The 6,947-nt window shown below is 39.9% G+C and carries 9 protein-coding genes and 1 pseudogene; 1 reads left to right on the top strand and 9 read right to left on the bottom strand.

The window, feature by feature from the left end:
- A pseudogene (locus ACFIJQ_RS08655) lies at positions 1 to 255 on the top strand (late control protein); the annotation flags it as partial.
- A gap of 483 nt (positions 256 to 738) precedes the next feature.
- Here the strand turns inward: ACFIJQ_RS08655 and ACFIJQ_RS08650 are convergent.
- The 9 genes from ACFIJQ_RS08650 to ACFIJQ_RS08610 form a co-directional block, all read right to left on the bottom strand.
- Positions 739 to 1,782 carry a tyrosine-type recombinase/integrase gene (locus ACFIJQ_RS08650; RefSeq protein ID WP_375629921.1) on the bottom strand — a complete coding sequence of 348 codons (1,044 nt, stop codon included), beginning with the start codon at positions 1,780 to 1,782 and terminating at the stop codon, positions 739 to 741.
- A 2-nt stretch (positions 1,783 to 1,784) separates the two neighbouring features.
- Positions 1,785 to 2,033, bottom strand: a complete 249-nt coding sequence (locus ACFIJQ_RS08645; protein WP_015857131.1) for a hypothetical protein — start codon at positions 2,031 to 2,033, stop codon at positions 1,785 to 1,787.
- 74 nt (positions 2,034 to 2,107) lie between these two features.
- Positions 2,108 to 2,575, bottom strand: a complete 468-nt coding sequence (locus tag ACFIJQ_RS08640; protein ID WP_375629918.1) for a hypothetical protein — start codon at positions 2,573 to 2,575, stop codon at positions 2,108 to 2,110.
- Positions 2,572 to 3,114 carry a hypothetical protein gene (locus tag ACFIJQ_RS08635; protein ID WP_375629915.1) on the bottom strand — a complete coding sequence of 181 codons (543 nt, stop codon included), beginning with the start codon at positions 3,112 to 3,114 and terminating at the stop codon, positions 2,572 to 2,574. The genes ACFIJQ_RS08640 and ACFIJQ_RS08635 overlap by 4 nt, the downstream gene beginning before the upstream one ends.
- A complete protein-coding gene (locus tag ACFIJQ_RS08630) occupies positions 3,111 to 3,959 on the bottom strand; it encodes a hypothetical protein (protein ID WP_375629912.1) in 849 nt (282 codons plus the stop codon). The genes ACFIJQ_RS08635 and ACFIJQ_RS08630 overlap by 4 nt, the downstream gene beginning before the upstream one ends.
- A 110-nt stretch (positions 3,960 to 4,069) precedes the next feature.
- Positions 4,070 to 4,693, bottom strand: a complete 624-nt coding sequence (locus tag ACFIJQ_RS08625; protein ID WP_375629909.1) for a lambda exonuclease family protein — start codon at positions 4,691 to 4,693, stop codon at positions 4,070 to 4,072.
- A 1-nt stretch (position 4,694) separates the two neighbouring features.
- Positions 4,695 to 5,489, bottom strand: a complete 795-nt coding sequence (locus ACFIJQ_RS08620; protein ID WP_375629906.1) for an ERF family protein — start codon at positions 5,487 to 5,489, stop codon at positions 4,695 to 4,697.
- 122 nt (positions 5,490 to 5,611) lie between these two features.
- Positions 5,612 to 6,019 carry a hypothetical protein gene (locus ACFIJQ_RS08615; RefSeq protein ID WP_375629903.1) on the bottom strand — a complete coding sequence of 136 codons (408 nt, stop codon included), beginning with the start codon at positions 6,017 to 6,019 and terminating at the stop codon, positions 5,612 to 5,614.
- Between the two features lie 12 nt (positions 6,020 to 6,031).
- Positions 6,032 to 6,763, bottom strand: a complete 732-nt coding sequence (locus tag ACFIJQ_RS08610) for a Rha family transcriptional regulator (RefSeq protein WP_375629901.1) — start codon at positions 6,761 to 6,763, stop codon at positions 6,032 to 6,034.
- Positions 6,764 to 6,947: the final 184 nt, after the last annotated feature.

Here is a 6,947-nt window from a genome sequence, read left to right as displayed (position 1 = left end):
CGAGCTGCTGCTACTTCCGAGTCGGACAGGTTGTGTCGTGCTGTGGGCAGTGGTTCTTTGACCCTTGCGGGGCGCCCTGAAATTATGGCGGATCAACCTCTGCTTCTTCAAGGGTTTCGTGGCGAAATCAATGGTCCATGGAAAGCTTCCACTGTCACCCACTGCTATGAAAAACAAAGCGGATACACCACAGAAATCACACTAGAAGCACCAAACAAGGGAAAAGAGGTAGGAGAAAAGGAAACCTCTGAGTGACAGAAAATCAAAGGGACAACTTGACCCTTTGATCGGTCGTGATGAGGAATAGGTGCAACTTGCACCAATTGCATGAGTACAGCAATAAGGTAATGTCTACTCAATTCCTTAAACGCTTCTCTTTTTAATAATGTCCTGAATAATGTGCTTAGGATACAGAAAAATCATCAGTCAATTTGATTGATCATCTCAAATTGCGATTTTGAGCAGAAAAGAAAAAGAGGCTTTAAATGATCTTTGAAAGGTCTTTGAAGACCCTTTGAGAACACCTTTAAAACTCTTTGAGAAAAAATAAATTGGTACAAAACCTAGTGTCAAAATATACAAAACCCGCTGGCAAGCTACATACAAAATCAATAAGCTATAGCACCATAAAAGTGCTGTGGCGGAGGGGGTGGGAACGTTATATTTATATATAATCAATAGGTTATATATAAGTTCGGGAATTTTGATTCCATTGATTCTTTTAACTTATTTTCATGTTTATCCCGAACTTTTTTGTAGCTTTTTGATCGCTTCTATTGCAAGTCGTTTTCTATCAGCTGTTTTGGTATAAAGGGATGCCATTTTATCTTCTGTCCAGCCAAAAAGCGCTTTCATTTGCGAAACTGTCGCACCAGCATTGGCTGCACGTGTTGCTGCTAATTTTCGTAATCCGTGCGCTGATTTTTTAATACCCGCCGCATTACAAGCTTTACGAAACAGATTACCAAAACTTTCTTTGGTCAGTTTTTTACCTTCTTTACCGCAAATAAATGTTTCATCACCTATGGGACCAATTTTAAGGGTTTCCTCTAGTTCTGGTAAAATAGGAAGAAAAACATCTGTTTTAAATTGGCTCTTTTCTGTTTTGAGATAAATGATATTATCTTTGACGTCTTTCCAGCCGATACGAACGGCATCACCACGACGCAAGCCTGTATAAAGAAGAACATCAATCCAGACGCGTTCATGTGTACCATGTGACCAACGGTGATAATATTTGTCTATGTCCTCTTCTAGCCATGGCAGTAATCCCTCACTGTTTAAAGATTTTGGTGCTTTTATATTAAAGGCAGGATTTCTATTTAAAAGGGCATTATCAACCGCCCAATTAAAGAGACCGTTTAAAGAGGTCAAAAAATGTTTTGCCGCCGCGGGGGTCTCTCGCCTTCTATCTACGGCTTCAAGAATGTGTTGTTTGTTTATGCTTTTATATGCACGATCACCGATATGTTTAGAAACATTATTCAGAATTCGATATTTAACTTTTTTAGTAGATTCTGATTGATTATGCCATTGCATGCTTTGTAAATACTGATGCAACAACCAATCGAAAGACCATTCTGTGAGTCTGGTATGCCTCTTTGTTTTGGAGGAGCCATTTTGCGCTTGTTTAATAGCCAGCGTATAATTGTCAACAAATTCTTGCGTTCCATAGGTTCCTTCAATCCGAAACCGTGGTCCATGACCAATACGTACATACCATATAACTTTACCATGGCGTGTACGTTCACGAACAAGATGCGGTGGACGGCGTTTTGGCATGGCTAAAACTTTATACCGTCGACAGAGGGGCAGCTTTTGCTGGTCTCATAGTCTTCTTGTTCATTTTCAAGCGGTGGAAAATCGTCAATGCTATAAGTATTATCTGTCGTTGTTGGTGTTATGGTTTTATTGATATGAATTAATAATTCCCCTGTAGGTTTGATTTCTATGAGTTCACATCCTTGTTTTTTAGCTTCTCTTAAAGCACGAGCAATAGCTGGTTGCGTGATAGTAGGTGGGCGGTGTGGCATGTTTATTCCCCTTCATTTTAGATGTAATTCTCCCGTGGCGTGAATCACGCTGGTGTTAAAAGGCTGGTTGGTTGTTAAATTTTTATGTCTTGAGGAATTCTCGTGTTTCCGCGAATATTAGCTAATCCACGAATTTCGGCATTTCTAAAAATCTTGACTGCGTCATAAATGCGAGCACTATCATAAACTTTTGCATCTCCAAAAATCTCAACATTTCCATAATTAACATCATCCTCATACGTGAAATTGGAGCATGATATAATGACATCACCATAAACCTTGGCTTTGTCATAAATTCTTGCATGACCATCTACACGAGCGTTTCCATAAACATGTGCATCACCAAAAACCTTGGCATAACCATAGACTTTTGCATCATCACCTACCCAGCAATTGCCATCATGACTTAGATTGTCTTCTTTTTGTATAAAACCGCCTAGGTCGTCTGCTTTAATACCACCAAAGTCTCGTAATGCACGAATACGGTGAAGGGTTTTGCCATCAACCTCAGTTGTTTCATCAGTCAATTCGTATTTTCTCATCGGGTCTTTTCTCCAGTTGAGATTCTTCTATCGTCATCAATCCAGTCGTCCCAACATACACATGCTTCACCGTAAATTTTTGCATGACCGTAAACATGCGCATCACCGTAAACTTGCGCATTGCCGTAAACACGCGCCCTATCGTAAATGTATGGCTCTTCGTAAACTTGTGCATTGCCATAAACTTCTGCATTATCAAAAACGTGCGGTTCACCGCAAATATATGCATCACCGTAAACTTCTGCATGACCGTAAATGCATGGTTCATCGAAAACTTCTGCTTTGCCATAAATACGAGAATTGCCGTAAACCTCGGCATAACCATAAACTTGTGCATTTTCGTAAACCTTAGCATCATCATAAACCTTGGCATAACCCCCAATCCAGCAATTGCCATCATGACTTAGATTGTCTTCTTTCTCGATATAGCCGCCAAGATCACCTTTCTTGACGTCCCCCAAATCTCTCAATGCACGAATGCGGCGGAGCGTTTTGCGCCCAACTTCGATTGTTTCATCTGTCAGTTCATATTTTTTCATCTGGTCTTTTCTCCAGTTGATATGGCGTTATAGTCATCAACGTGTGCGCTACGATAAACTTCTGCATCACCGTAAACTTTTGCTTCTCCGTAAATTTCTGCCTTATCATAAACACGTGCTTCATCGTAAACGCGTGCATCATTGTAAACTTTTGCACGCCCATGAACATGTGCATTGCCAAAAACCAAGGCATCACCAAAAACCTTGGCATAACCATAAACCTCTGCATTATGGGAAACGCATGCATTACCGTAAACTTCTGCATGATCATAAATTTTAGCATCACCATAAATCCTTGCACTATCGCACACATGTCCGTCTTTAATTTTTGCATTGCCATAAACTTCTGCCTTATCGGAAACATATGCATAACCGTAAACATGTGCATTTTCTAAAACTTTTGCATAATCGTAAACGCGTGCACAACCGTAAACCTCTGCCTTATCGTAAACACGTGCTTCATCGAAAACGCGTGCACAATCGTAAACCTCTGCCCTGCCGTAAACGCATGCCTCACCGTAAACTTTTGCTTCTCCATAAATTTCTGCACGACCGTAAACGCGCGCTTCATCGAAAACGTGTGCGCTCTCGTAAACATGTGCATTATCGGAAACTTTTGCTTCATCGAAAACAAGTGCATTGCCATAAACACGGGCATCTCCAAAAACACAAGCCTTATACCAAATCCAACAATTGCCCTCATGGGATAAGTTGCCTTCATGCTCTATAAGACCGCCTAGGTCGTCTGCTTTAATACCACCAAAGTCTCGTAAGGCACGAATGCGGTGGAGAGTTTTGCCATCAACCTCAGTTGTTTCATCAGTAAGTTCATATTTCTTTTCCATGGTTTATTTCCTTGATTTGCGCACAATCCACCCGTAGCGTGAATCATGCATTACTTAAAAGTTGTTAGGAAAGGGCGGGGGTGCTGGGAGGAGAGAGCACCCCCATATGTTTAAGCAGCTTTTGCCAAAATCTTTTGCATCTCTTGTTCTATTTCCCCTAAAAAAATCTCGACCGCTTTATTGATCTCTTCAATGTATTTCTCATCACGGAGGACGCGTTTGACTTTCATTCTCAAACCAGTAGATTTGCCTACAAAGTTTGGATTATAGCTAATGAAATCACACCATTTGCGTCCAGTGCATGCCATTTGAAATTGCATCTGTGCGATATATTCAGGTTTGATTTCGTCATACATAAAGAAGCGCAAATGCGTGGTTGATTGTGGACATTTGACTTCGATTAAACCGTCCTCTCCAATGAACCCATCAGGACTTGCACCAGCCATTTCCATTTTTGGGTGTGAAATAAAACCGCATCTTGTGACTTCTGCGTCATAAATGAATTCATATTCTCTTAAGGCATCTTCTTCATGCTCAATACCCCATTGCATAGCAGGTGTTGTATAAGATTGGCTTATTCCCTCTATTAAGCGTTCTGTCATGAGTTTCGTTTTGTAGTCTTCATATTTGCTTGTAGGCAAACCTTTTGCTGTCTTACTGAGTACGTTGTAAACGTTTGAAGCAGTGACTTTACCCAAGCGCGCTTGAAACCATTCTGCTGTTCTTTGTTTCATCTCACACCGCCGTTTGTTGCTCTTGTGGCGTTGCTATATCGGCATCTTGTATAGTAGAATCTGTTTCCACCTTTTGCTTGTTTTGTTTCTTTTTCAAAAGATGCAATACCGTTTGTGCTTGTCCTTCAGACATATCGTCAAGCTTTTTGACGTCGACATAAGCAAGTATTTTTTCTTCTTCTGCTTGGGTTTGTACGATGAGTCTTCTGATTTCATTGATCTGTTGTGGAAAAGCCTTTTTAATAGGTGTGTTCCCATCCGTATCATCATCTTCACTCACGACATTAAGAAGCATACCTAACAGATATCTGCGTGCGTATGTGATTGCAGAACCAACCGATTGTATATTTGACTTGCATCCTTTCGTGTCATAAGGAAACTTTCCTTCTGTTGAGATTTTATTTCCAGACGGATGCGTCAAAGTCATTTCTATAATTATATTGTCTGAACTCTGTTCTTTGATACGAGAAAACAAAGCAAATCGGTGTTTTGCAAGAGTATTTTTTACAGCATCAATGTACTGGTCAAGGGTTGCATATTGGCTGTTTGTATGGGTGTTTGTAGAGTTTTTTTGTATTTTTTGATATTCTATTTGCATATTCGAAAGATCACTGGCAAATCTTTCGTAGTTTTGTCGTTCTATTTCTTTTTCTCGTAATGCGATCAGGCGCTCTAAGCGGTCCATATCGACATCATTGTCTAAAGCTCTGTTTAAAATGCGTTCCATAGCAGTTTGTTTAACCGCTAAATGATGTGGTTTTTCAACTTCTGTTAGGTTAGTGTTTTGTTCACTCATCTTGATTTCCTCCTATTTGAGCGCAATTCTCCCGTGGCGTGAATCACGCTTGTTTTAAAAAGTTGTTTGTGTGGTTAGAAACGGTTTATAGAGAGACTATAAGATTAGTCGTTCGTATTTTCTCATCTAGTTTGTTCTCTAGTTGAGATGAGGTCAGTATTATCAACATGCCCATAAGCACCTGCATCATTGACAATGTATATAGCATCGCAGTTACCAAAAACACGTACATCACCGTAAACTTCTGTATATCCATAAAAATGTATACCCTCGTAAACTTCTGCATTACCAAAAATCTGAGCATTATCAGAAATTTGTGCATCATCATAAACACGGGCACCTTCATAAACCCATGCATTATCACCAACCCAGCAATCCCCTTCGTGACTTAAATTGCCCTCATGCTCTATAAACCCCCCTAAATCGCCTTTCTCGACGTTTCCAAAGTCTCGTAAGGCGCGAATGCGGTGGAGAGTTCTGCCATTAACTTCGATTGTCTCATCAGTCAGTTCGTATTTCTTTTTTATCATAATAACCTCCTCTTAATGCATGGTTTGTCTTTTAAGCTCTTGAGACAGCACACCAATTCCTTTTGCTGTGATTTTTGCGCAAGGAATGACTTTTTCTATTCCACTTGCGGTTTGAAGTGTGATGGTTGGACAATCCATAAGTTTCTTTTGGATTTTGTCTTGATAAGGAAGCAAATTTCCACCTGCTGCTCGTCTGTAAACCCAACCTTTTTTCTGTAAGAAGAGAATGAACTGTTTTGGTTGCATCTCGAGTATTTTAGCGGCTTCTGTAAGACCAAAAAGCCCATTATGGCGCTGTAAGCTTTCAAGAGCCATTGCCTTTGGTGTTAAATCTTCAATGATGGTGTCTTTTTGATCTATTTGACCTTGTAGGTAATTCAAAAAGCCAATCATAGCCTTTGGACTTGAATAGTCGATTTGTGGTATTACTGCTTGCTTTTCCAATTCTTGCCAACGATCAATTATTTTTGCTCGTAAGGCAGTGCTGTAACCAGATACGAGAATTAAGCATTCACGTTTGGGGAGGTTATAACAAGGGCGGCTTTCCCCTTTGCTATCAAGATAATAACCACTAAAATCAACCACCCCAAATTTGGGGGCGTTAAGTTCTTCAAGCATTTTCTTGATATCACGCATAACATGGTCATGTCTTTTACTGCACAATTCTGCAATTTCACGACTAGACATGGTTGGAACAGTTTGGTTATTAAAAGTACTTTCTGCTGTTGTGATAAGCTTATGCATGATGAACTCCTTTCAAGAAGTTCGTATTTTTTCAGATGTTATAATAAGGCTTTTCATCATCACCCCCCTTAATTAAGAAAAACACAAGGTTTTATATAATATTCTGCCATAGTTTCTATGACGTTCTGCTTGAGCAATTTTCCTTGCTGCGTGAATTTTGAAATAATGATTATCGGTTTTATCT

Origin of the sequence: Bartonella sp. TT67HLJMS, from assembly GCF_042193375.1 — a bacterium.
Taxonomy (GTDB): Bacteria; Pseudomonadota; Alphaproteobacteria; order Rhizobiales; family Rhizobiaceae; genus Bartonella; species Bartonella grahamii.
This window is presented reverse-complemented; position numbering and strand designations above follow the sequence as displayed.

What these genes read in the sequence shown, in the direction of transcription:
- ACFIJQ_RS08650 (WP_375629921.1), bottom strand. Translation starts at nt 1,782, where the DNA reads ATGCCAAAACGCCGTCCACCGCATCTTGTTCGTGAACGTACACGCCAT.
- ACFIJQ_RS08645 (WP_015857131.1), bottom strand. Translation starts at nt 2,033, where the DNA reads ATGCCACACCGCCCACCTACTATCACGCAACCAGCTATTGCTCGTGCT.
- ACFIJQ_RS08640 (WP_375629918.1), bottom strand. Translation starts at nt 2,575, where the DNA reads ATGAGAAAATACGAATTGACTGATGAAACAACTGAGGTTGATGGCAAA.
- ACFIJQ_RS08635 (WP_375629915.1), bottom strand. Translation starts at nt 3,114, where the DNA reads ATGAAAAAATATGAACTGACAGATGAAACAATCGAAGTTGGGCGCAAA.
- ACFIJQ_RS08630 (WP_375629912.1), bottom strand. Translation starts at nt 3,959, where the DNA reads ATGGAAAAGAAATATGAACTTACTGATGAAACAACTGAGGTTGATGGC.
- ACFIJQ_RS08625 (WP_375629909.1), bottom strand. Translation starts at nt 4,693, where the DNA reads ATGAAACAAAGAACAGCAGAATGGTTTCAAGCGCGCTTGGGTAAAGTC.
- ACFIJQ_RS08620 (WP_375629906.1), bottom strand. Translation starts at nt 5,489, where the DNA reads ATGAGTGAACAAAACACTAACCTAACAGAAGTTGAAAAACCACATCAT.
- ACFIJQ_RS08615 (WP_375629903.1), bottom strand. Translation starts at nt 6,019, where the DNA reads ATGATAAAAAAGAAATACGAACTGACTGATGAGACAATCGAAGTTAAT.
- ACFIJQ_RS08610 (WP_375629901.1), bottom strand. Translation starts at nt 6,763, where the DNA reads ATGCATAAGCTTATCACAACAGCAGAAAGTACTTTTAATAACCAAACT.